The 22,900-nt window shown below is 72.2% G+C and carries 21 protein-coding genes; 10 read left to right on the top strand and 11 right to left on the bottom strand.

Features of this window, described 5'->3' with window-relative positions:
• Positions 1–91: 91 nt before the first annotated feature.
• Positions 92–1,030: a metallophosphoesterase gene (locus ABFY03_RS17625; protein WP_319007711.1), complete on the bottom strand. Its 939-nt coding sequence runs from the start codon at positions 1,028–1,030 to the stop codon at positions 92–94.
• A 74-nt stretch (positions 1,031–1,104) separates the two neighbouring features.
• Here ABFY03_RS17625 and ABFY03_RS17620 point away from each other — a divergent pair, with 74 nt between their 5' ends.
• A complete protein-coding gene (locus tag ABFY03_RS17620; RefSeq protein ID WP_319007712.1) occupies positions 1,105–1,569 on the top strand; it encodes a GatB/YqeY domain-containing protein in 465 nt (154 codons plus the stop codon).
• Between the two features lie 77 nt (positions 1,570–1,646).
• Here ABFY03_RS17620 and ABFY03_RS17615 read toward each other — a convergent pair whose 3' ends face one another.
• The gene (locus ABFY03_RS17615; RefSeq protein WP_319009091.1) at positions 1,647–3,878 is read right to left on the bottom strand and encodes a transglycosylase domain-containing protein; all 2,232 of its coding nucleotides are present in this window, start codon (positions 3,876–3,878) and stop codon (positions 1,647–1,649) included.
• Between the two features lie 386 nt (positions 3,879–4,264).
• Here ABFY03_RS17615 and ABFY03_RS17610 point away from each other — a divergent pair, with 386 nt between their 5' ends.
• Positions 4,265–4,609, top strand: a complete 345-nt coding sequence (locus ABFY03_RS17610; RefSeq protein ID WP_030495795.1) for a WhiB family transcriptional regulator — start codon at positions 4,265–4,267, stop codon at positions 4,607–4,609.
• 24 nt (positions 4,610–4,633) lie between these two features.
• Here the strand turns inward: ABFY03_RS17610 and bagB are convergent, their stop codons facing one another.
• Both bagB and bagA read right to left on the bottom strand, forming a co-directional pair.
• On the bottom strand, positions 4,634–5,992 hold the full coding sequence (bagB, locus tag ABFY03_RS17605) for an ATPase BagB (protein WP_386723691.1): 1,359 nt from the start codon (positions 5,990–5,992) through the stop codon (positions 4,634–4,636).
• Between the two features lie 41 nt (positions 5,993–6,033).
• Entirely contained in the window at positions 6,034–6,999 is a 966-nt protein-coding gene (bagA, locus tag ABFY03_RS17600; RefSeq protein ID WP_319009090.1) for an ATPase BagA, read from the bottom strand.
• A gap of 123 nt (positions 7,000–7,122) precedes the next feature.
• On the opposite strand from bagA, the gene sp36 reads away from it, so the two are divergent.
• From sp36 to ABFY03_RS17575, 5 genes are all read left to right on the top strand, one after another.
• On the top strand, positions 7,123–7,278 hold the full coding sequence (gene sp36, locus ABFY03_RS17595) for a Sp36 family protein (RefSeq protein WP_158821993.1): 156 nt from the start codon (positions 7,123–7,125) through the stop codon (positions 7,276–7,278).
• Complete coding sequence (locus ABFY03_RS17590; protein ID WP_346170327.1) at positions 7,275–7,745, top strand: RidA family protein; 471 nt, start codon at positions 7,275–7,277, stop codon at positions 7,743–7,745. The genes sp36 and ABFY03_RS17590 overlap by 4 nt, the downstream gene beginning before the upstream one ends.
• A gap of 87 nt (positions 7,746–7,832) precedes the next feature.
• Entirely contained in the window at positions 7,833–8,696 is an 864-nt protein-coding gene (locus ABFY03_RS17585; protein WP_346170326.1) for an NUDIX hydrolase, read from the top strand.
• A complete protein-coding gene (locus tag ABFY03_RS17580) occupies positions 8,693–9,523 on the top strand; it encodes an MBL fold metallo-hydrolase (RefSeq protein WP_346170325.1) in 831 nt (276 codons plus the stop codon). Before ABFY03_RS17585 ends, ABFY03_RS17580 begins: the two co-directional genes overlap by 4 nt.
• 78 nt (positions 9,524–9,601) lie before the next feature.
• Entirely contained in the window at positions 9,602–10,486 is an 885-nt protein-coding gene (locus ABFY03_RS17575) for a prohibitin family protein (RefSeq protein WP_319009086.1), read from the top strand.
• A 107-nt stretch (positions 10,487–10,593) separates the two neighbouring features.
• Here the strand turns inward: ABFY03_RS17575 and ABFY03_RS17570 are convergent, their stop codons facing one another.
• Positions 10,594–11,268, bottom strand: coding sequence for a Crp/Fnr family transcriptional regulator (locus tag ABFY03_RS17570; RefSeq protein ID WP_030495802.1), 675 nt, complete (start codon positions 11,266–11,268; stop codon positions 10,594–10,596).
• 255 nt (positions 11,269–11,523) lie between these two features.
• On the opposite strand from ABFY03_RS17570, the gene nth reads away from it, so the two are divergent.
• From nth to ABFY03_RS17555, 3 genes are all read left to right on the top strand, one after another.
• Positions 11,524–12,771 carry an endonuclease III gene (nth, locus tag ABFY03_RS17565; protein ID WP_346170324.1) on the top strand — a complete coding sequence of 416 codons (1,248 nt, stop codon included), beginning with the start codon at positions 11,524–11,526 and terminating at the stop codon, positions 12,769–12,771.
• 73 nt (positions 12,772–12,844) lie between these two features.
• Positions 12,845–13,549 (top strand): NUDIX hydrolase, encoded by a 705-nt coding sequence (locus ABFY03_RS17560; RefSeq protein WP_346170323.1) that lies wholly within the window; start codon positions 12,845–12,847, stop codon positions 13,547–13,549.
• Positions 13,550–13,616: 67 nt separating this feature from the next.
• Positions 13,617–14,816, top strand: a complete 1,200-nt coding sequence (locus tag ABFY03_RS17555; protein ID WP_346170322.1) for a MarP family serine protease — start codon at positions 13,617–13,619, stop codon at positions 14,814–14,816.
• Positions 14,817–14,821: 5 nt separating this feature from the next.
• On the opposite strand, the gene ABFY03_RS17550 is transcribed toward ABFY03_RS17555, so the two are convergent.
• The 6 genes from ABFY03_RS17550 to ABFY03_RS17525 all read right to left on the bottom strand — a co-directional run bounded on the left by ABFY03_RS17550 (position 14,822) and on the right by ABFY03_RS17525 (position 22,787).
• A complete protein-coding gene (locus ABFY03_RS17550) occupies positions 14,822–15,013 on the bottom strand; it encodes a hypothetical protein (protein ID WP_031006600.1) in 192 nt (63 codons plus the stop codon).
• A gap of 119 nt (positions 15,014–15,132) precedes the next feature.
• Positions 15,133–16,068: an alpha/beta fold hydrolase gene (locus tag ABFY03_RS17545; protein WP_319009082.1), complete on the bottom strand. Its 936-nt coding sequence runs from the start codon at positions 16,066–16,068 to the stop codon at positions 15,133–15,135.
• Positions 16,065–16,562 (bottom strand): phage holin family protein, encoded by a 498-nt coding sequence (locus ABFY03_RS17540; RefSeq protein WP_319009081.1) that lies wholly within the window; start codon positions 16,560–16,562, stop codon positions 16,065–16,067. Before ABFY03_RS17540 ends, ABFY03_RS17545 begins: the two co-directional genes overlap by 4 nt.
• Positions 16,563–16,616: 54 nt before the next feature.
• Positions 16,617–17,999: a Na+/H+ antiporter NhaA gene (gene nhaA / locus ABFY03_RS17535; protein ID WP_346170321.1), complete on the bottom strand. Its 1,383-nt coding sequence runs from the start codon at positions 17,997–17,999 to the stop codon at positions 16,617–16,619.
• A gap of 234 nt (positions 18,000–18,233) precedes the next feature.
• Entirely contained in the window at positions 18,234–20,246 is a 2,013-nt protein-coding gene (acs, locus tag ABFY03_RS17530; RefSeq protein WP_346170320.1) for an acetate--CoA ligase, read from the bottom strand.
• Between the two features lie 135 nt (positions 20,247–20,381).
• The gene (locus tag ABFY03_RS17525) at positions 20,382–22,787 is read right to left on the bottom strand and encodes a SulP family inorganic anion transporter (protein ID WP_319009078.1); all 2,406 of its coding nucleotides are present in this window, start codon (positions 22,785–22,787) and stop codon (positions 20,382–20,384) included.
• Between the last annotated feature and the right edge of the window lie 113 nt (positions 22,788–22,900).

Raw genomic sequence — 22,900 nt, 5'->3', positions numbered from 1 at the left:
GACATCGATTACTTTAGCCCACCCGCGCCCAGAGACGAAATCCGGTTCTCGCGGCCCGCCGCCGGGGCGGCGGACGCCCCCCGTACGCAGGTCAGGCGCGTGCCGTCAGGGTGAGGAGCGTCGCCTCGGGCGGGCAGGCGAAGCGGACCGGGGTGAAGCGGTTGGTGCCGCAGCCCGCGGAGACGTGCAGGTAGGAGGTGTGGCCGCCGGCGGTGTGGGTGGAGAGGCCCTTCACCCGGTCGGTGTCGAGGTCGCAGTTGGTGACGAGGGCGCCGTAGAAGGGGACGCACAGCTGCCCGCCGTGGGTGTGCCCGGCGAGGACCAGCTCGTAGCCGTCGGAGGTGAAGGCGTCGAGGACGCGCAGGTAGGGGGCGTGCACGATGCCCAGGGAGAAGTCCGCCGTGGCGTCGGGGCCGCCGGCCACCCGCTCGTACCGGTCCCGCTTGATGTGCGGGTCGTCGAGGCCGGTGAAGGCCAGCTCGGCCTGGGGCAGCTTGAGCCGGCCCCGGGTGTTGGTGAGGTCCACCCAGCCGGCCGCGTCGAAGGCGTCCTTGATGCCCTCCCACGGGTTGTGCACGGCGCCGACGACCGGCTTGTTGCCGTTGAGCCCGTGCCGGCCCTGCGCCTTCTCGACCAGGTAGCGGGCGGGGTTGCGCAGCCGGGGGCCGTAGTAGTCGTTGGAACCGAAGACGTACACGCCGGGGAACTCCATCAGCGGTCCCAGCGCGTCCAGGAGCTCCGGCACGGCCTCGGTGTCGGAGAGGTTGTCGCCGGTGTTGACGACGAAGTCGGGGCGGAGCCCGGCGAGCTTCTGCAGCCAGGCGCGCTTCTTGTTCTGGCCGCACACCATGTGCACGTCCGAGACCTGGAGCACCCGGAGGTCGTCCATGCCCGGTGGCAGGACGGGGACGGTGATCCGGCGGAGCCGGAAGGAGCGGGCCTCGAAGCCCGCCGCGTAGACGAGTCCGGCCGCGGCCGTCGCCGCGACGCCTGCCGTGATCTTCAGGGGGATCCCGTACCGTGCGCGCATCCCCCCATCGTTCCAGACCCGTGGGGCGTAAATGCACGGGCGGTACGCGGGGAGCACCTGCCACACTTGACGCCATGACCACGCTCAAGGCACGACTGAAGGACGACCTCAACGCCGCGATCAAGGACCGCGACGAACTGCGCTCCTCGACCCTGCGGCTGACCATCGCCGCGATCACCAAGGAGGAGGTCGCGGGCAAGACCAAGCGCGAGCTCTCCGAGGACGAGGTGCAGAAGGTGATCGCCAAGGAGGCGAAGAAGCGGCGCGAGGCCGCGGACGCCTTCGAGCAGGGCGGTCGCCACGAGTCGGCCGAGCGCGAGCGGGCGGAGGGCGTCATCCTCGACGCGTACCTGCCGAAGCAGCTCTCCGACGAGGAGCTGGACGGCATCGTCGCCGAGGCCGTCGAGGAGGCCCGGGCGGCCGGTGCCGAGGGCCCGCGCGCCATGGGCGCCGTGATGAAGATCGTGAACCCGAAGGTGGCCGGGCAGGCCGAGGGCGGCCGGGTCGCCGCCGCGGTGAAGAAGCACCTGGCGGGCTGAGCCCCGGCCCCCGACGTACGAGAAGGGCGCCCCCACCGGATCCGGTGGGGGCGCCCTTCTGTCGGCCGTGCCGGGGGTCAGCCCCTGCCGCGGCCGTTGCCGCCCCGGGTGGCGTCGCCGCCGGTCAGGTCGGGGAGCGGGAAGGTCGGGATGGTGACGGTCGGCTTGTCGGACGGCTTGTCGTCCCGGTCGCCGGGCTTGTCGTCGTCCCGCTTGTCCTTCTTCGGGTCCTTGGGCTTCTCGGCCCGGGGGATCTTGACGTCGACGAAGGACGGGGCCTCGTCACCGAGGGCGCCGGTCATCGCGATCCGCCAGATCGGGCCGGGGAGGCAGCCACCGCAGACCTTGTCGTAGTACTCGCCGCCGATGGTGATGTCGTACATCGACTTCTTCTCGCCGATGTCGTCGCCGACCCAGACGGCGGTGGACAGGTTCGGCGTGTAGCCGACGAACCAGGCGTCCTTGCGGTCGTTGGTGGTACCCGTCTTGCCCGCGTTGTCGCGGTCGCTCAGGCCGGCCCGGGTACCGGTGCCGTCCTCGACCACGCCCTTGAGCATCTGGTTGATCATGTCGGCGGTGCGGTCGGACATCGCGCGCGTGCACTTGGTCTGCGGCACGTTGAGCTTCTCGCCGTTGGCGGTCTTGATCGACTCGATCGCGACCGGGACGCAGTAGATGCCGCGGTTGGCGAAGGTGGCGTAGACCGAGGCCATGTCGAGCGGGGTGCTCTCGATGCTGCCGAGGGTGGCGGACGGGCTCTGCTTGATGGGCTTGCCCAGCTCGCGCTCGTAGCCGACCTTCTTCGCCATCGTCAGCGTCTCGCAGAGGCCGGCCATCTGCTCCAGGCGCGCGAAGTAGGTGTTGATGGACTTCCCGAGGGCACTCGTCATGTCGTACATGCCCTTCTCCGACTCGAGCTCGTTGCCGACCTTCCAGTCGGCATAGCCGGAGGGCTTGCCGTCGCAGCGCGTGTAGTCCTTCTCCGAGACGGTGATCTCGGTCGGGTCGTTGAAGCTCTGGGCGGGGCTCATCCCCTTCTCCAGGGCCGCCGCGGCGGTGATCGGCTTGAAGGTCGAGCCGACCTGGAAGCCGTACGTCGTGCCGCCCATCTTGCTGCCGACGGCGAGGTTCAGCGTCGTCTGGTGCTGCTTCTGGTCGAGGCCGTACGGGCGGGACTGGCCCATCGACACGATCTTGCCGGTGCCGGGCTGGATCTGCACGACCGACGCGGCGACCGGGTCGTCCTTGTTGATCTTGGCGACCGCGGCCTCGTTCGCCGCCGCCTGCGCCTTCGGGTCCAGCGTGGTGCGGACGGTCAGACCGCCCAGGTTCCACAGCTTCTGGCGCTCCTCGGCGGTCTTGCCGAAGACCGGGTCGTTGAGGATCGTCTTGCGGACGTAGTCGCAGAAGAAGCCGGCGCCGTCGACGGCGGTGATGCAGCCGTTCTTCGGCGACTTCACCTTCAGCTTGATCGGCTCCGCCTTGGCCTTCTCGAACTCGGCCTGGCTGATGTCGCCGACGTCCGCCATCCGCTGGAGGACGATGTTCCGCCGCTTGGTGGCTTCCTGGAGGTCGTTGATCGGGTCGAAGCGGCTCGGCGACTGCACCAGGCCGGCCATCATCGCGGCCTCGCCCAGGTTCAGCTTGGCCGCGGGCTTGGAGAAGTAGCGCTGCGAGGCGGCCTCGATGCCGTACGCCTGCTGCCCGAAGAACGTGATGTTGAGGTAGTTCTCCAGGATCTTCTTCTTGCCCAGCTCCTCCTCGACCTGGATCGCGTACTTCAGCTCGCGGACCTTGCGGCCGATCGTCTGCTGGGTGGCCTGGGCGACCTTCTCCGGGTCGTCACCGGCCTCCTCGACGAAGACGTTCTTCACGTACTGCTGGGTGAGCGTGGACGCGCCCTCGGAGACGCCGCCCGACTGCGCGTTCTTGTTGATCGCGCGGAGCACGCCCTTGAGGTCGATGGCCCCGTGCTCGTAGAAGCGCGAGTCCTCGATCGCGACGATCGCCTTCTGCATGTACGGGGAGATCTTCTCCAGCGGCACCACCTTGCGGTCCCGCGAGTAGACCGTGGCGATGAGCCCGCCCTCGGAGTCCAGGATGGTGGTGCGCTGACTGAGGGGCGGGGTCTTCAGATTCGAGGGGATCTCGTCGAATCCCTCGACCGTGCCCTTGGCCGCCAGACCCAGTGCGCCGGCCGCGGGCAGGGCGATGCCCGCCAGCACGGCTCCGGAGAGCACACTGACACCGAGGAACTTGGCGGCCTGCTGGGTCCCGGTCAGACCACCGCCCGAGCGCTTCTTTGCCATGGGGGCAGCCTACGTTCTCAATCGCCGGACACGCGTATATGCCTTGGCCTAAGCTGCTCCCAACTGTCACAGGAGTGCGGTCCCGTATCAACCCCCGTGCGTGACATTCGCCTGATTTCCGGCATGAGTTCCCGCGTCCCCGAATCCGCGGGAAGGCCGTGTCCGATTCCGGTGCGTGTGTCGCGGGGTGTCCCATAACACACGCATGTCCTGCGGTCACTCCCCTGGGTGATCTGACGCGCACGCATAGTCCGTTCGGACCATTCAAGATTGGGCCCGAAGGGGGTGTTGCGCTGTCCCCGCCTTCCGTAACGTCCCAACTGGCAGCGGTGAATATGCCGCTGCCGCCGTGGGGGAGCCTCGATTCGGGAGAGGACGGCGCCGGTATGGGCTGGGTAGCTGACTGGAGTGCGCAGGCGGCCTGCCGCACTACCGATCCGGATGAACTTTTCGTGCAGGGAGCGGCACAGAACCGGGCGAAGGCGGTGTGTACCGGCTGCCCGGTGCGCACCGAGTGCCTGGCCGACGCCCTGGACAACCGCGTGGAGTTCGGCGTGTGGGGCGGCATGACGGAGCGCGAGCGCCGTGCCCTGCTGCGCCGGCGGCCCACGGTCACCTCGTGGCGGCGGCTCCTGGAGACCGCCCGCACCGAGTACGAGCGCGGCGCGGGCCTGCTGCCCGTGGCCATGGAGGACGACGCGACGTACGAGGAGTACGCCGCGGTCGGCTAGTCCCGCTCGCCCCGTGAGGTCCCGTCAGGACCGGTCGCGCGGGGAGGAGAGGCGCTCACCGATGGCCCGCAGCCCGGCGAGGTCGTGCACATCGCCGGGCAGGGCGGCCACCTCGGTCACCGGCACCTCCGGGTGGAGGGCCGTGAAGCGGTCCCGCGTGCGCTGTTCGCGCGCGAGCACCCGCATCCGCTCGGCGTGCAGCCGGAGCAGACCCGCGGTGAGCCGCGCGATGTCCGGATCGGTGTCCTTGCTGCTGCTGGGTTCCTCGCTGCTGTGTTCCTCGGACACGTCGGCTGTGGGGGCAGCCTCGGGTGCGGCGGGGGGACGTGCGGGGGAGTCGGCGGCGGTGGCGGGGTGCGACGGCTCCGACGACGGGGCCGGGACGCCACGCAGTCCAGCATTCCCGGCGGCCTGATCCACAATGCGGCCCTGGTCAAGATTTTCCGCGGCCGCCCGCGCCCGCTCGGCCGAGAGCCGCCCGGCACCGGTGCCGTGCACCCGGTTGAGGACGAGACCGACCAGCGGCATGCCCTCGGCGGCCAGCCGCTCCACGAAGTACGCGGCCTCCCGCAGCGCGTCCCGCTCGGGCGCCGCGACCACGAGGAAGGCCGTCCCCGGCGCCTGGAGCAGCCGGTACGTGGCGTCCGCCCGCGTCCGGAAGCCGCCGAACATGGTGTCCATCGCGGCGACGAAGGTCTGGACGTCCCCCAGGAACTGACCCCCCAGCAGCTTTCCCAGGGTCCCCGTCATCATCGACATGCCGACGTTGAGGAACTTCATCCCGGCCCGGCCGCCGACCTTCGCCGGCGCCATCAGCAGCTTGATGAACTTCCCGTCCAGGAAGGACCCGAGGCGCTTCGGCGCGTCCAGGAAGTCCAGCGCCGAGCGGGACGGCGGGGTGTCGACGACGATCAGGTCCCACTCGTCCCGGGCCCGCAGCTGGCCCAGCTTCTCCATCGCCATGTACTCCTGCGTACCGGCGAAACCGGCCGACAGGGACTGGTAGAAGGGGTTCTCCAGGATCGCCCTGGCCCGCGCCGGCTCCGCGTGCGCCTCGACGATCTCGTCGAAGGTCCGCTTCATGTCCAGCATCATGGCGTGCAGTTCGCCGCCGTCGGGCCCCTTGACGCCGTCCACCTTGCGGGGCGTGTTGTCCAGTGCGTCGATGCCCATCGACTGGGCCAGCCGGCGGGCCGGGTCGATGGTGAGGACGACCACCCGCCGGCCCCGCTCCGCCGCCCGCACGCCCAGCGCCGCCGCCGTCGTCGTCTTGCCGACCCCGCCGGAACCGCAGCAGACGATGATCCTCGTCCCCCGGTCGTCCAGGATCGGGTCGATCTCCAGGACGGGCACGGCGTCCAGCCCGCCCGCGAGGACGGGCACGGCGTCGGGCCCGCCCGTGGCGGTGTCCGGGTTCTTCTCCGTCACGCCGCACCCACCCCTTGCCTCCGCAGTTCCTTCGCCAGCCGGTAGAGGCCCGCGATGTCCGCCCCGTCGCCCAGGTACGGCAGCTCGTACGCGGGCACGCCGACGCCGTCCAGGACCGCCCGCTGGGCCCGCTCCAGCTCCACCCGGCGCGCGTGCTCGGCCGCCTGGTCCAGCAGCGGCTCCACGAGCCCGGCGCCGCCCGCGACACCGGCCGAGGCCAGCGTCCGCGCGATCGCCTCGCGGCGGTCGCCGGAGGCGGCCCGTACCGCCGCCTCGTCCAGCACCTGCGGGCGGAGCATGTTCACCACCACCCGGCCCACCGGCAGCCCCGCCGCGCGCAGTTCGGCGACGCCGTCCGCCGTCTCCTGGACCGGCATCTCCTCCAGGAGCGTCACCAGGTGCACCGCCGTCTCGGGGGACTTGAGGACCCCCATCACCGCCTGCGCCTGGTTGTGTATCGGGCCGATCCTCGCCAGCCCGGCCACCTCGTCGTTCACGTTGAGGAAGCGGGTGACGCGGCCCGTCGGCGGCGCGTCCATCACCACGTGGTCGTAGACCGGACGGCCGTCCCGGTCCCGCCGGCGGACCGCCTCGCACGCCTTCCCGGTGAGCAGGACGTCCCGCACCCCCGGGGCTATCGTCGTCGCGAAGTCGATCGCGCCGAGCTTCTTCAGCGCGCGGCCCGCGCCGCCCAGTTTGTAGAACATCTGGAGGTAGTCGAGGAGCGCGCGCTCGGCGTCGATCGCCAGCGCGTACACCTCGCCGCCGCCCGGAGCCACGGCGATCTTGCGCTCCTCGTAGGGAAGCGCCTCCGTCTCGAAGAGCTGTGCGATGCCCTGTCTGCCTTCGACCTCGACGAGGAGCGTGCGCTTCCCCTCCGTCGCGAGGGCGAGGGCGAGGGCGGCGGCGACCGTCGTCTTACCGGTACCGCCCTTGCCGCTGACGACCTGGAGCCTGCTCACGCTGTCGAGCCTAACCACTGGCGGGCCCGCCCAATCAGCCGACCGCCCCGGAGAGCCCCCGGAGTCCGGACCCTAGGGGGAGCCTCGGCGGAGCACTCCGCCGCAGCGGCTACAGTCGGGCCCATGACCAAGTGGGAGTACGTCACGGTGCCGCTTCTGGTGCACGCGACCAAGCAGATTCTCGACAACTGGGGCCAGGACGGCTGGGAGCTCGTCCAGGTCGTGCCCGGGCCCAACCCGGAGCAGCTGGTGGCCTACATGAAGCGGCCGCAGTCGTGAGCGGGGCCGTCGAGGCGCGGATCGCCGAGCTGGGCCTGAAGCTGCCCGAGGTCGTCCCGCCGCTCGCCGCCTACCAGCCGGCCGTGCAGTCCGGCGTCTACGTCTACACCTCGGGCCAGCTCCCGATGGTGGAGGGCAAGCTTCCGGTGACCGGCAAGGTCGGCGCCGAGGTGACCGCCGAGGAGGCCAAGGCGCTCGCCGCCACCTGCGCGCTGAACGCGCTCGCGGCCGTGAAGTCCGTCGCCGGTGACCTCGACCGCATCAAGCGCGTCGTGAAGGTCGTCGGCTTCGTCGCCTCCGCCGCCGACTTCACCGGCCAGCCGGGCGTGATCAACGGCGCCAGCGAGCTGCTCGGCGAGATCCTCGGCGACAAGGGCGTGCACGCCCGCAGCGCCGTCGGCGTCACCGTCCTCCCGCTCGACGCCCCCGTCGAGGTCGAGGTCCAGGTCGAGCTGACCGAGGCCTGACGGAAGCCTTCCTCGCGAGAGCCGGCCGCCCCCGCCCCGGGGTGGCCGGCTCTCGTGCATTCCGTTCGTTGCGCATAGCATCCGCCCATGTCGAATGGTCAGTGGTACCCGCCGGAATGGCCCGACCGCATCCGCGCCCTCGCCGCCGGCGAGCTGGTGCCGGTGACGCCCCGGCGCGCCGCCACCGTGCTCCTGCTGCGCGACGCGGCCGACGGACCCGAGGTCCACATGCTGCGCCGCCGCGCCTCCATGGCCTTCGCGGGCGGCGCGTACGCCTACCCCGGCGGCGGCGTCGACCCGCGCGACGAGCAGCCCGTGCGCTGGGCCGGGCCGCCGCTGGAGGAGTGGGCGGACCGACTGGGGCTCGACGACCCCGCGCAGGCGCAGGCCGTGGTGTGCGCGGCCGTCCGGGAGACCTTCGAGGAGGCGGGCGTGCTGCTCGCCGGCGAGACCCCGGACAGCGTCGTCGGCGACACCACCGGCGAGGACTGGGAGCGCGACCGGGCGGCGCTGGTCGCCCGCGAGCTGGCCTTCGCCGACTTCCTCGACCGGCGCGGGCTCGCGCTCCGCTCGGACCTGCTCGGCGCGTGGGCGCGCTGGATCACCCCCGAGTTCGAGCAGCGCCGGTACGACACCTGGTTCTTCGTGGCCGTCCTCCCGGAGGGGCAGCGGACCCGGGACGTCTCCGGGGAGGCCGACCGCACGGTCTGGATCCGCCCGGCCGACGCCGCGGCCGGCTACGACCGGGGCGAGCTGACGATGATGCCGCCGACGATCGCGACCCTGCGGTCCGTCCAGCCGTGCTCCACGGCCGCGGAGGCGCTGGCGGCGGCCGGGAAGCAGTCCCTGACGCCGGTGCTGGCGCAGGCGCGCGTGGAGGGCGACCAGGTGGTGCTGACCTGGCCCGGCCACGACGAGTTCACCAAGCGGGTCGAGGGAGGCACCCCGTGACCGACGCCGCCGCCCTGCCGGGACAGCCGCGCGGGCTCGTCACCTCCGGCCCGGCGACCGAGCGGGCCGTGAACGTGCTCGCGCCCAACCCGTCCGCGATGACCCTCGACGGCACCAACACCTGGCTGCTCTCCGAGCCCGGCTCCGACCTGGCCGTCGCCGTCGACCCCGGCCCGCTCGACGAGGGCCACCTCCGGCACGTGATCGACACCGCCGAGAAGCTGGGCAAGCGGATCGCGCTGACCCTGCTGACGCACGGTCACCCGGACCACGCCGAGGGCGCGGGCCGCTTCGCCGAGCTGACCGGCACGGCCGTCCGCGCGCTCGACCCGGCGCTCCGCCTCGGCGACGAGGGCCTGGGCGAGGGCGACGTGGTCACGGTCGGCGGCCTGGAGCTGCGGGTGGTGCCGACGCCCGGCCACACCTCCGACTCGCTCTCCTTCCACCTCCCGGCCGACCGCGCGGTGCTCACCGGCGACACGATCCTGGGGCGGGGGACGACGATGGTCGCGCACCCGGACGGGCGGCTGGGCGACTACCTGGACTCGCTGCGGCGGCTGCGCTCGCTGACCGTCGACGACGGAGTCCACACCGTCCTGCCGGGCCACGGGCCGGTCCTGGAGGACGCCCAGGGGGCCGTGGACCACTACCTGGCCCACCGGGCGGCCCGGCTCGCGCAGGTGGAGTCGGCGGTCGAGGCGGGCCACCGCACGGCGCCGGAGGTCGTGGCGCACGTCTACGCGGACGTGCACCGCTCTCTGTGGCCGGCGGCGGAGCTCTCCGTACGGGCGCAGCTGGAGTATCTCCGGGAGCGCGGCCTGATCTGACCCCCCCGGGAACCCGACGGCCTCCCGGAGTGTCTTACGCTCCGCTTACATCAGGCCGCAGCTCTCGGGGGAATGCCCATGTTCGTCATAGCCATCCTGCTGGTGATCGCCGCGGTGGTGCTCTGGTTCGTCGGCCGGTCGCAGGACTCGACCGGCTGGAAGCTGGGCGCCGCCGGCGCGCTGGTCGCCGGCGTCTTCTCGGTGATCGTGAGCATGACGTACGTGATCAGCGCGTACGAGGTCGGCGTGCCGGTCGCCTTCGGCAAGGTCGGGTCGCCGATGACCTCCGGCATGCACGTGAAGTCGCCGTTCACCGACGTCACCACCTTCTCCACCCGCCCGGTCGACCTCAACCTCTCCGACAAGGACGTGGTCGAGGTCCGCTCCTCGCAGGGCGGCGTCATGTACGCCGAGGTCACGGTGAAGTGGGCCGTCGTCCCGTCGAAGGCCGTCGAGCTCTACAAGCTCGCGGGCAGCGAGGACGCCATCCAGCAGCGGCTGGTCTACCCGGACAGCCGTGAGATCGTCCGGAACGTCTTCGCCCGCTACACCAGCGAGCAGGGGTACGCCTCCGACCGCGAGAAGATCAACGCCGAGATCGCGAAGCTCATCACCGAGCGCCTGGAGCCGCGCGGCATCGTCGTCACCACGGTCAACCTGCGCAACGTGCGGCCCTCGGACGCCCTCCAGGGCCAGATCGACCGCAAGATCCAGCAGCAGCAGGCCACCGAGCGCGCCCTGGAGGCGGCCCGTACCGCCAAGGCCGAGTCGGACCGGCGCCGGATCGAGGCGGAGGGCATCGCCCGCGCCAACAAGATCCTCAACGACTCGCTGACCGACAAGGTCCTGGCGAACCAGTGCATCGACGCCTTCAAGGAGGCGGCGGCGAAGAACCCGGTCTACGCGGTGCCGTGCGGCTCCGGCGGCTCCGCCCCGGTGATCGTGGACGGCAGCAAGCGCTGACGCGCACACGGAAGGGGGCCGCCCGGTCGAACCGGGCGGCCCCCTTCGCGTACGTACGCGCGCGTACGGCCTCCGTGAGGCCTACGTGCGACTGCGTACCGCTTCGCCTACCGCGAGCGCTTCGCGAGGCGCTCCACGTCCAGCAGGATCACGGCGCGGGCCTCCAGGCGGAGCCAGCCGCGCTGGGCGAAGTCGGCGAGCGCCTTGTTCACGGTCTCGCGGGAGGCGCCGACCAGCTGGGCCAGCTCCTCCTGGGTGAGGTCGTGGACGACGTGGATGCCCTCCTCCGACTGCACGCCGAAGCGGCGCGACAGGTCGAGGAGCGCGCGGGCGACGCGGCCCGGCACGTCGGAGAAGACCAGGTCGGACATCTGGTCGTTGGTCTTGCGCAGCCGGCGGGCGACGGCCCGCAGCAGCGCGCCGGCCACCTCGGGACGGGCGTTCAGCCAGGGCTGGAGGTCGCCGTGGCCCAGGCCGAGCAGCTTGACCTCGGTCAGCGCCGTCGCGGTCGCGGTGCGCGGGCCCGGGTCGAAGAGGGACAGCTCGCCGATGAGCTCGCCGGGGCCGAGGACGGCGAGCATGTTCTCCCGCCCGTCGGGGGAGGTGCGGTGCAGCTTCACCTTGCCCTCGGTGACCACGTACAGGCGGTCGCCGGGGTCGCCCTCGTGGAAGAGCGCGTCGCCACGGGCGAGCGTCACCTCACTCATCGAGGCGCGCAGCTCGGCGGCCTGCTCGTCATCGAGCGCCGCGAAGAGCGGGGCGCGCCGCAGAACGTCGTCCACGAGTTCACTCCTACTGTCGACCTGCTCACGGGACCTGAGCTCCCATGATGCCGGACGTGCCAAACAGTGCGATCAATCACAACAAGTTTGACGCACCGGACGCCATTGCCGAACGTCAGGGGCCCGATCGGGGGCCGATCGGCGGCGAGCGGGGCGGATGTCGGCCGTGGCCCCTAGGCTGGCCGGGTGTCCAACTCGCCGGTGAGAACGCAGGCCAAGGGGGCTGAAAGAGTGTCGGCCGAAGGGAATTCCGCTGTGGGCGAACGCGGCGTGTCGAAGCGGTCGAAAGGTACGGATCGGGAGGATTCGCCCCTACGGGCGACGGCCAAGAGGACGCCGTCGGCGAACCCCGCCGAGAGCGCGGCCAAGGCCCCCGCCGAGGTCCCCGCCAAGGTCCCCGCCAAGGCGACCGGCAAGGCCGCGGGCAAGACTCCCGCCAAGGCCACGAAGGCCGCCCGGGCCGCCGAGAGCGCGGGCAGAACCCCCGCCAAGGTCCCCGCCAAGGCGACCGGCAAGGCCGGGGGCAAGGCTCCCGCCAAGGCCACGAAGGCCGCCCAGTCCGCCGAGAGCGCTGTCGCCAAGGCTCCCGCCGCCGCTAAGAGAGCCGCCGCGAAGAAGGCACCCGCGAAGAAGGCCACCGCGAAGGCCCCCGCCAAGACGGTCGCGCCCGCGAAGCCCGCCGCCTCCGCCCGGGGCTTCGCGTCCGAGTCTCGGCTCGGGATGGTGCGGCGGGCGCGGAAGATCAACCGGGAGCTCGCGGAGGTGTTCCCGTACGCCCATCCGGAGCTCGACTTCCGCAACCCCTTCGAGCTGCTGGTCGCCACCGTCCTCTCCGCGCAGACCACCGACCTGCGGGTCAACCAGACGACCCCCGCGCTCTTCGCGCAGTACCCGACCCCCGAGGACCTGGCCGCCGCCGTCCCCGAGGAGGTCGAGGAGCTCATCCGCCCCACCGGCTTCTTCCGCGCCAAGACCAAGTCGATCATGGGCCTGGCCGCGGCCCTCAGGGACGACTTCGGCGGCGAGGTCCCCGGCCGCCTGGAGGACCTGGTCAAGCTCCCCGGCGTCGGCCGCAAGACCGCCTTCGTCGTCCTCGGCAACGCCTTCGGCGTCCCCGGGATCACCGTCGACACCCACTTCATGCGGCTCGCCCGCCGCTGGCGGTGGACCGCCTCCGACGACCCGGTCAAGATCGAGGCCGAGGTCGCCGAGATCTTCCCGAAGAGCGACTGGACGATGCTCTCGCACCGGGTGATCTTCCACGGCCGCCGCATCTGCCACGCCCGCAAGCCCGCCTGCGGCGCCTGCCCCATCACCCACCTCTGCCCCGCCTACGGAGAGGGCGAGACCGACCCCGAGAAGGCCGCCAAGCTGCTCAAGTACGAGAAGGGCGGCTACCCCGGCCAGCGGCTCAACCCGCCTGCCGACTACCCCGGCCGCCCCGCCCCGCCCGCGCCCGGCGTGGCCCCGGGCGCCGTCCAGACCCCCTCCGGGGCCGAGTGAGCCGGACGGGGCCGGAACGGGCCCGCGGGAACGAAGGGACACGGCGACGGCGTTGGACGACTCGGGGGTGCCCATGACGCGCACGGACGAAGAGATCTACGGCCCCGGCACCGGCGGCCTGCTGGACCGGGACGGACTGCCCGACTGGCTGGCGCCGGTCGACCGGGCCGCGCGCTCGGTCGCGCCCGAGCAGCTGAGCCGCTTCCTGCCGCCCCCGGACGGCGCCGGCCGCCAGTCCGCCGTCCTGGTCCTCTTCGGCGAGGGCGAGCGCGGCCCCGAGCTGCTCCTCATGGAGCGGGCCGGCAGCCTCCGCTCGCACGCCGGGCAGCCCTCCTTCCCCGGCGGCGCCCTCGACCCCGAGGACGGCGACCCGGCCGACGGCGGGCTGCTGCGGGCCGCCCTGCGCGAGGCCCGGGAGGAGACCGGCCTCGACCCGGCCGGCGTCCAGCTCTTCGGCGTCCTGCCCCGGCTCTACATCCCGGTCAGCGGCTTCGTCGTCACCCCGGTCCTCGGCTGGTGGCGCGAGCCCAGCCCGGTCGGGGTCGTCGACCCCGCCGAGACCGCCCGGGTCTTCACGGTCCCCGTGGCGGATCTCACGGACCCCGCCAACCGCGCCACCGCCGTCCACCCGGCCGGCCACGCGGGCCCCGCCTTCCTCGTCTCGTCCGCTCTGGTCTGGGGTTTCACCGCCGGAGTGATCGACCGGCTGCTGCACTTCGCCGGCTGGGAGCGCCCCTGGGACACCGCCCGGAAGGTCCCGCTCGACTGGCGGTCATGACAGGCTGGGCCCCCGGGCGACCGGAGAAGAAGCGGCGACCGGAAACGACACTGCGAGGCTGACGACCGTGAACGTGCTGGACATCCTGCTGCTGCTCGCGGCCGTGTGGTTCGCGATCATCGGCTATCGCCAGGGCTTCGTGGTCGGCGTCCTCTCGGTGATCGGCTTCCTCGGCGGCGGGCTGGTCGCCATGTGGCTGCTGCCGATCCTGTGGGACCGGCTCACCGACGAGAGCGAGGTCACCACCACCGTCACGGTGATCTTCGTGATGGCGGTCATCGTCTCCGCCTCCGTCGGCCAGGCGCTCACCACCCACCTCGGCAACAAGCTCCGCCGCCACATCACCTGGTCCCCGGCCCGCGCCCTCGACGCCACCGGCGGCGCGCTGGTCAACGTGGTCGCCATGCTCCTGGTGGCCTGGCTGATCGGCTCGGCGCTGGCCGGCACCTCGCTGCCCACCCTGGGCAAGGAGGTCCGCGGCTCCAAGGTGCTCCAGGGCGTCACCCGGGTGATGCCCGACCAGGTCGGCGTCTGGTTCGCCGACTTCAGCTCCACCCTCGCCCGCAGCGGCTTCCCGCAGGTCTTCAGCCCCTTCGCCAACGAGCCCATCACCGAGGTCCTGCCCCCGGACCCGGCGCTCGCCGGCAGCCCCGTCGCGACCCTCGCCCAGCGCTCCATCGTCAAGGTCGTCGGCACCGCCCCGAGCTGCGGCAAGGTCCTGGAGGGCACCGGCTTCGTCTTCTCCGAGCGCCGGGTCATGACCAACGCGCACGTGGTCGGCGGCGTCGACGAGCCCACCGTGCAGATCGGCGGCGAGGGCCGGCTCTACGACGCCAAGGTCGTCCTCTACGACTGGGAGCGCGACATCGCCGTCCTCGACGTGCCGGACCTCCGGGCCACCCCGCTGCGCTTCACCGAGGAGGTGGCGCGCAGCGGCGACGACGCCATCGTCGCCGGCTTCCCCGAGAACGGCTCGTACGACGTCCGCTCGGCCCGCGTCCGCGGCCGGATCACCGCCGACGGCCCCGACATCTACCACCGGGGCGAGGTGCGCAGGGAGGTCTACTCGCTGTACACCACGGTCCGCCAGGGCAACTCCGGCGGACCGCTCCTCACCGAGGACGGCACCGTCTCGGGCGTGATCTTCGCCCGCTCCCGCGACGACGCCGACACGGGGTACGCGCTGACGGTCGAGGAGATCCGCGAGGACATCGAGCGCGGCCGTATCGCGAACCAGCAGGTGGACACCGACGGCTGCGCGCTCTGAGACCGCTACGCGGTGTCGCGGGGATGGCGGAGCCGGGCCGAGACCCAGCGGGCCCGCCGCCTGAGGATGCGTGAGATCCCGACCTGCCCGCCGGGAGCGCGGCCCTCGCCGGGCGGGCCTCCCCGCTCGCGGGAGCCCGGCCCGGAGGCGGAGCGGCGGTCGCGTGCCGTGTCACCGTAGTCGTGCGTCCAGCCCATACCGGGACGTCTGCCCGGGGGCCGGGCTCGGTAACCGCTCAGGGGCCCGCCAATCGGAGTATGCGTCGGGCACATGGCCGTTCGACGCACGCCCGTGCGGCACGGGGTCCGTACCCGACTCAGCGGTCGGGCTCGGGGTCCCTCAGCCAGTTCACCAGCTCCGTGGTGAAGGCGACGGGGTCCTCCTCGTGCGGGAAGTGCCCGAGGCCGTCGAAGAGCCGCCAGCGGTACGGGGCCTCCACGTACTCGCCCGAACCGGCCGCGCTGCGGGTCCGCATCACCGGGTCCAGCGAGCCGTGCAGGTGCAGCGTCGGCACCCGGACCGGCCGCTTCATGCGCCGGTTGAACTGGATGCCGTCCGGGCGGGCCAGCGAGCGGACCAGCCAGCGGTACGGCTCGATCGAGCAGTGCGCGGTCGAGGGGACGAGCATCGCCCGCCGGTACGCCTCGACCGCCTCCTCGTCGGCCGGGCGCGGGCCCGACCACTCCCGGATCAGACGCCCCACCAGCTCGGCGTCGTCGGCGACCAGCTGACGCTCCGGCAGCCACGGCCGCTGAAAGCCCCAGATGTGCGAACCGGCCCGGGACTGGGCGAAGTCGGAGAGCATCGCCGACCGCCAGCGGCGCGGGTGCGGCATCGAGGAGACCACCAGCCGGCGGACCAGCTTGGGCCGCATCACGGCGGCCGTCCAGGCGAGGTAGCCGCCCAGGTCGTGGCCGACGAGCGCGGCGTCCGGCTCGCCGAGCGAGCGGACCACCCCGGTGATGTCGAGGGCCAGGTTGGCGGGGTCGTAACCGCGCGGGGTGCGGTCGCTGCCGCCGACCCCGCGCAGGTCCATCGCGACCGCCCGGAAGCCGGCCTCGGCGAGCGCCGGCAGCTGGTGGCGCCAGGTCCACCAGAACTGCGGGAAGCCGTGCAGCAGCAGCACCAGGGGGCCGTCGCCCATCTCGGCGATGTGGAAGCGGGCGCCGTTGGCCGCGACGTCACGGTGGGTCCACGGACCGTCGAGGCGAACGGGCCCGCCGCCGGGGGTGCTGCTCTCGGGGAGGGTCATACGGACGAGCGTGCCACAGACTGCGCCTTGGCCATCGTCACCTCGGCGGCCGGGACACCCGCCGGACGGGGGTGCGGCTTCACGTTCTGCATGATCGCGGCGGTCTGCTTGGCGGAGGCGATGGACTTCTCCGGCGGCTTGACCTTCTTGAACTTCGAGACCGCGATCAGGCCGAGGAGGCCCGCGACGATCACGTTGAAGGCGAAGGACAGCAGGAAGCACCAGACGAGGTTCCAGCCGCCGTTGCCGTTGTGCCCGCCGGTCCAGGTGTTGATGGCGTACGCGAGCGCGAAGCTCAGCATCGGCAGCGAGAACAGCAGCACCACGGCGGCGGCGATGGCCGCGCCGCTGCCGATCGCGCCGCGCTTCACGTCCTGCCGGAGCTCGGCCTTGGCCAGGGCGATCTCGTCGTGCACCAGTGCGGACATCTCGGCGGTCGCCGAGGCGACCAGCTGGCCGAGGCTGCGCTCGGTTCCGTCGAACGGGTCGCTCATCGCTCTCCCTCTCCTCTTGTACGGTCCGAGACTCTTTGTACGGTCCGCCTCAGATCATGCCGGACGGTCGGCCCCGTCGCGCGGTGCCCCCGCCAGTCGGGCGCGCTCGCGGTGCTCCGCGGCCTTCCGCTCGTGGATCTCGGCCATCCGGAGGTGGTACGCCTCGGTGCCCTCCTCGTACACGTCCGGGATGCCGTCCTCGTCCTCGTCGCGCTCCTCCTCGGCCACCAGCAGCTGGTACTTCCGCACGCGCAGCTTGAGCAGGACCGAGGCGCACGCCGCGGCGATCAGCGAGCCCATGAGGACCGCCGCCTTCACCTCGTCGGTGAGGGCCGCGTCTCCCTCGAAGGCGAGTTCGCCGATGAGGAGGGAGACGGTGAAGCCGATCCCGGCGAGGGTGGCGACGGCGAAGACGTCCGGCCAGGACAGCTGGGGGTTGAGCTCCGCCCTGGTGAAGCGGGCGGCCAGCCAGGTGCCGCCGAAGATGCCGAGGGCCTTGCCGACGACCAGGCCGAGGACCACGCCGAGGGTGACGGGCTGGGTGAAGACGTCCCGGAGCGCCTCGCTGGACATGGTGACGCCGGCCGAGAAGAGCGCGAAGAGCGGGACGGCGAGGCCCGCGGAGAGGGGCCGGACCAGGTGCTCGACGTGCTCGCCGGGGGAGTGCTCCTCGCCGTCACGGGTGGTGCAGCGGAGCATCAGACCCATCGCCACGCCCGCGATGGTGGCGTGGACGCCGCTGTTGTACATCAGGGCCCAGATCACCAGCGCCAGCGGGACGTACACGTACCAGCCGCGGACCTCCTTGCGGAGCAGGAACCAGAAGAGGGCGAGGCCGGCGAAGGCGCCGCCGAGGGCGGCGAAGTTCAGGTCGCTGGTGAAGAAGACCGCGATGATCAGGATGGCGAAGAGGTCGTCGACGACGGCGAGGGTGAGGAGGAAGGCGCGCAGCGCGGAGGGGAGCGAGGTGCCGATGACGGCGAGGACCGCGAGCGCGAAGGCGATGTCGGTGGCCGTGGGCACGGCCCAGCCGTCCATGGAGCCGCTGCCGACGGCGTTGACCAGCACGTAGACGAGGGCCGGGGTGGCCATGCCGCAGATCGCCGCGACGACGGGGAGGGCGGCGGCCTTGGGGTCGCGCAGTTCGCCGGCGACCAGTTCGCGCTTGAGCTCGATGCCGGCGACGAAGAAGAAGATCGCGAGGAGGCCGTCGGCGGCCCAGTGCTCGATCGAGAGGTCGAGGCCGAGCGAGGCGGGGCCGATGTGGAAGCCGGAGACCGTCTCGTAGCCGGCGGGGAAGGTGTTGGCCCAGACGAGCGCGCTGACGGCGGCGACGAGCAGCAGGACACCGCCGACCGTCTCCGTGCGCAGGGCATCGGTGAGGTGACGGCGCTCCGGGAGGGAGAGCCGGCCGAGGAACGTGCGGTCGGTGGACACGGGGAGCCTCCGGTCGGGTGGGCAGCACACAGCACATGCCGACCAGACTTCCCGGCGCACCTAGGTCTTCCTGTCGCGTCCCTGACGCTTTCTTTACTTTACCTAACGAGCCCGAGACGTGTCCGGCGAGGATCACTTTAGGAAGGTACGCGGCTTTCTGCGCGGCGGCGGGGAGACGCGGAAAGGCCCGCCCCGGGGTGGCGGGGCGGGCCTTTCCGTGCCGTCGTGGTGCCGTCAGTCCTCGCTGGGCGCGGCCGGCAGCTTGGTCTGGATGAGCGACATCACGGACGAGTCGGTGAGCGTGGTGACATCGCCCAGCTCGCGGTTCTCGGCCACGTCGCGCAGCAGCCGTCGCATGATCTTGCCGGAGCGGGTCTTCGGCAGCTCGGCCACCGGGAGGATCCGCTTGGGCTTGGCGATCGGGCCGAGGGTGGCGCCGACGTGGTTGCGCAGCTCGGCGACGAGGGCCTCGTCCTCGCTGGCGGTGCCGCGCAGGATCACGAAGGCGACGATCGCCTGGCCGGTGGTCTCGTCGGCGGCGCCGACGACGGCCGCCTCGGCCACCGACGGGTGGGAGACGAGCGCCGACTCGACCTCGGTGGTCGAGATGTTGTGGCCGGAGACCAGCATGACGTCGTCGACGCGGCCGAGCAGCCAGATGTCGCCGTCGTCGTCCTTCTTGGCGCCGTCGCCGGCGAAGTACTTGCCTTCGAAGCGGGACCAGTAGGTGTCGATGAAGCGCTGGTCGTCGCCCCAGATGGTGCGGAGCATCGACGGCCACGGCTCGGTGAGCACCAGGTAGCCGCCGCCGCCGTTCGGCACCTCGTTGGCCTCGTCGTCCACGACGGTGGCGGAGATGCCGGGCAGCGGGCGCTGGGCGGAGCCCGGCTTGGCCTCGGTGACGCCGGGCAGCGGGCTGATCATCATCGCGCCCGTCTCGGTCTGCCACCAGGTGTCCACGATCGGGCAGCGGTCGGCGCCGATGTGCTTGCGGTACCAGATCCACGCCTCGGGGTTGATCGGCTCGCCGACCGAACCCAGCACCCGGAGGCTGGAGAGGTCGAACTTCGCGGGGATGTCGTCGCCCCACTTCATGAACGTGCGGATCGCGGTCGGCGCCGTGTAGAGGATGGTGACGCCGTACTTCTGCACGATCTCCCAGAACCTGCCCTGGTGCGGGGTGTCCGGGGTGCCCTCGTACATGACCTGCGTGGCGCCGTTGGCCAGCGGGCCGTAGACGATGTACGAGTGGCCGGTGACCCAGCCGATGTCGGCGGTGCACCAGTAGACGTCGGTCTCCGGCTTGAGGTCGAAGACGGCGTGGTGGGTGTACGCGGCCTGGGTGAGGTAGCCGCCGGAGGTGTGCAGGATGCCCTTCGGCTTCCCCGTGGTGCCCGAGGTGTAGAGGATGAAGAGCGGGTGCTCGGCCGGGAACGCCTCGGGGGTGTGCTCGGCGGACTGGCGCTCGACGAGCTCGTGCCACCACACGTCCCGGCCCTCGGTGAAGGCGGTGTCCTGGCCGGTGCGGCGGACCACCAGGACGTGCTCGACGGTCGGGCACTTGGCCACGGCCTCGTCGATGGCGGGCTTGAGCGCGGACGGCTTGCCGCGGCGGTAGCCGCCGTCGGCGGTCACGACCACCTTGGCGTCGGCGTCCTGGATGCGGGAGGCCACGGCGTCGGCGGAGAAGCCGCCGAAGACGACCGAGTGGGCGGCGCCGACGCGGGCGCAGGCCAGCATCGTGATCGCGGCCTCGGGGATCATCGGCAGGTAGACGGCGACCCGGTCGCCCTTGCGGACGCCCAGCTCGGTCAGGGCGTTGGCGGCCTTGGAGACCTCGTCCTTGAGCTCGGCGTAGGTGATCGCGCGGCTGTCGCCCGGCTCGCCCTCGAAGTGGATGGCGACCCGGTCGCCGTGGCCGGCCTCGACGTGCCGGTCGACGCAGTTGTACGCCACGTTGAGCTCGCCGTCGGCGAACCACTTGGCGAACGGCGGGTTCGACCAGTCGAGGGTCTCGGTCGGCTCGGTGGCCCAGGTCAGGCGCTTGGCCTGCCCGGCCCAGAAGCCCAGCCTGTCCGCCTCGGCCTGCTCGTACGCCTCCGCCGTCACGTTGGCGTGCGCGGCCAGCTCGGCGGGCGGCGCGAAGCGGCGCTCTTCCCGGAGCAGATTGGCCAGGCTCTCGTTGCTCACGACATCTCCCTTTCCCAGGGCGTCCTCTGTGCGTATGTGTCCCGCGTCATAGCTCATCAGCCCGATGCCCGGGTGACAAGAGCCTCCGGGGAATTGGTTTAGACCTGTGAGCGTCTTGACGGCGGTGGCCCCTTCGTCCCGAGCGGAGGGAGAAGGGGCCACACACTCTCACGGAGCCGCGGCGGGAAAGGTTCAGGACGCGCGGGCGGCCAGGACCGTCGGCGGGACGCCGTGGAAGACGTCGTCGTAGCCGCGCCCCTCGTCCGCGTCGGAGAGCAGGTACGCCTGCGCCTCGCCCACGTGGAAGTACATCCCGTGCAGGGTGAGGCTGCCGTCCGCGAGCCGCCGCGCCACCGACTCGTACGCCCGCAGGTGCTCCAGCTGCTGGACGACGTTGGTGAGGCACAGCTGCTCCACCGCGTCCGCCGGCAGCCGACCGGCGATCCGCGCCCACGCGTGACGGCGGCTCGCCATCCGCTCCAGGCTCGGTCTGCCGTGCCGCAGCCAGCGGCGCAGCGGGGTCGCCGGCTCGTCGGGACCGGCACCGAGCAGGGCCTGCATGGCGCCGCAGCCGGAGTGGCCGCACACGGTGATCGACTGCACCCGCAGCACGTCCACCGCGTACTCGATCGCCGCCGCGACCGAGTCGTCCCCGCTCTCCTCGCCGGGCAGCGGCACCAGATTGCCGACGTTGCGCACGGTGAAGAGGTCGCCCGGACCGCTGGACGTGATCATGCTGGTGACCAGCCGGGAGTCGGCGCAGGTGAGGAAGAGCTGGGAGGGGCTCTGGCCCTCCCGGGCCAGCCGGGCCAGCTCCTCCCGGACCAGCGGTGCGGTGTTCCGCTGGAACTTGCCGATCCCGTGCGCCAGCTGATGGGCCGTCGGGCGGGGCGGCTCCTCGGCCGCGGGGGCGGGCGGCGGCGCGGGCCGCTCGGCGCACTGGTGGTTGTGCCAGGGCGTCCAGGGCCGGCAGCAGACGTCCTCGGCGCCGGGGCGCGGGGCCGGGCCCGTACCGTCCTCCGCGTCGGCGTCGCCGCCCGGCTCGGAGGCGGCGGGAGAGCCGGTGATACGGCCTCCGGTGGGGCCCGTCAGCTCGACCGCGCCGCCGTGGGCCAGATGGCCGGCGGTCCAGTCGTTCAGCGTCTCGTACGCGGCGTGGTCCATGAACGAGCCGTCCAGCTCCACGATCACGTCCGCGCCCGCGGGGATCTGGTGCAGCGCCCGGCTCAGCCGCGGCACCGCGAGGAAGGTCAGCTGGCCGCGCACGCGCAGCAGGTGGCGCCCGTCGCGCTCCTCCCGGGTGATCCGGGTCCGGGCCAGCCGCTGCATCGCGACGGCGACGGCGACGGCGATGCCGAGGGCCACGCCCTCCAGGACGCCGACCAGGACGACCCCGGTCAGCGTCACCGCGTACACCACGACCTCGCGGTGCCGGGTGACCGTACGGATGTGAGTGATGCTCACCATCTGGATGCCGACCACCATCACCAGCGCGGCGAGCGCGGCCAGCGGGATCAGGTCGATGGCGGACACCAGGAACAGCGAGGCCAGCACGATCCACAGGCCGTGCAGCATGGTGGAGGCGCGGCTGACCGCGCCCGCCGACACGTTGGCCACGCTGCGGACCGCGACCCCGGCGACCGGGAGGCCGCCGAGCGCGCCGGAGACCACGTTGGCCGCGCCCTGGCCGGCCAGTTCGCGGTCGAGGTCGGCGCGCGGGATGCCCCGGCCCCGGTCCGGCCGGGCGGCGACGAGCTTGTCGACGGCGACGGCGGAGAGCAGCGACTGCACGCTGGTGACCAGGGTGATGGTCAGCACGCCGGCGGCGATGCCGAGGACCGGTCCTTCGGGCAGCCCCGGCAGCGCGTGGCTGCTCCAGGACGGCAGGTCGACCCGGGGCAGGCTGAGCCCGGCGGCCACCGCGAGCACCGTGGCGCCGCCGACACCGACCAGCGCGGCCGGGGCCTTGCGGGCCCACGCGCCCGCTCTGCCCGGCAGCCGGGGCCAGCCGAGCAGGACGGCGACGGTCAGCGCGCTGATCGCGAGCGAGGCAGGGGCCACGTCCGCCAACTGGGCGGGCAGACCGAGGGCGTTGTCCACCGCGGAGCTCTGCGGGGTGCCGCCGAGGACGATGTGGAGCTGGGCCAGGGCGATGGTGACGCCGATGCCGGCCACCATGCCGTGCACGATGGCGGGCGAGACCATGAGCGCCGAGCGGGCCACCTTCAGCGCGGCCAGGCCGAGTTGGGCGAGGCCGGCGAGGACCGTGATGGCGCAGGTGGTGCGCCAGCCGTACCGCTGGATCAGCTCGGCGGTGACGACGGTGAGGCCGGCGGCGGGTCCGCTCACCTGGAGCGGGGAGCCGCCGAGGCGGCCGGCGACCAGACCGCCGACGGCGGCGGCGACCAGTCCGGCCTGGAGCGGGGCTCCGGTGGCGAGGGCGATGCCGAGCGACAGCGGCAGCGCGATCAGGAAGACGGCGATCGACGCGGAGACGTCCGCGCCGGCGGGGCGGAAGCGGCGGCCGCCTCCGGGTGGGCTGTGGGGCCGCTGGACGCGGGGCCGGTTGGGCGTGCGGGCAGGGGTGCAGAGGGTCATCCGGTCTCCTCGGGGCCGAACGGGTACCTCAACTCTGAGTAAACGAATCGTAATGGAGAGTAAAGTCTCCGGCATTATTTTCGGCGCAAACAGGGCAATGGTTCACCGGTTCC

Source organism: Streptomyces roseofulvus (assembly GCF_039534915.1).
Classification (GTDB): Bacteria; Actinomycetota; Actinomycetes; order Streptomycetales; family Streptomycetaceae; genus Streptomyces; species Streptomyces roseofulvus.
The sequence above is the reverse complement of the archived record's forward strand: the minus strand, read 5'-3'. Positions and strand labels throughout refer to the sequence as shown.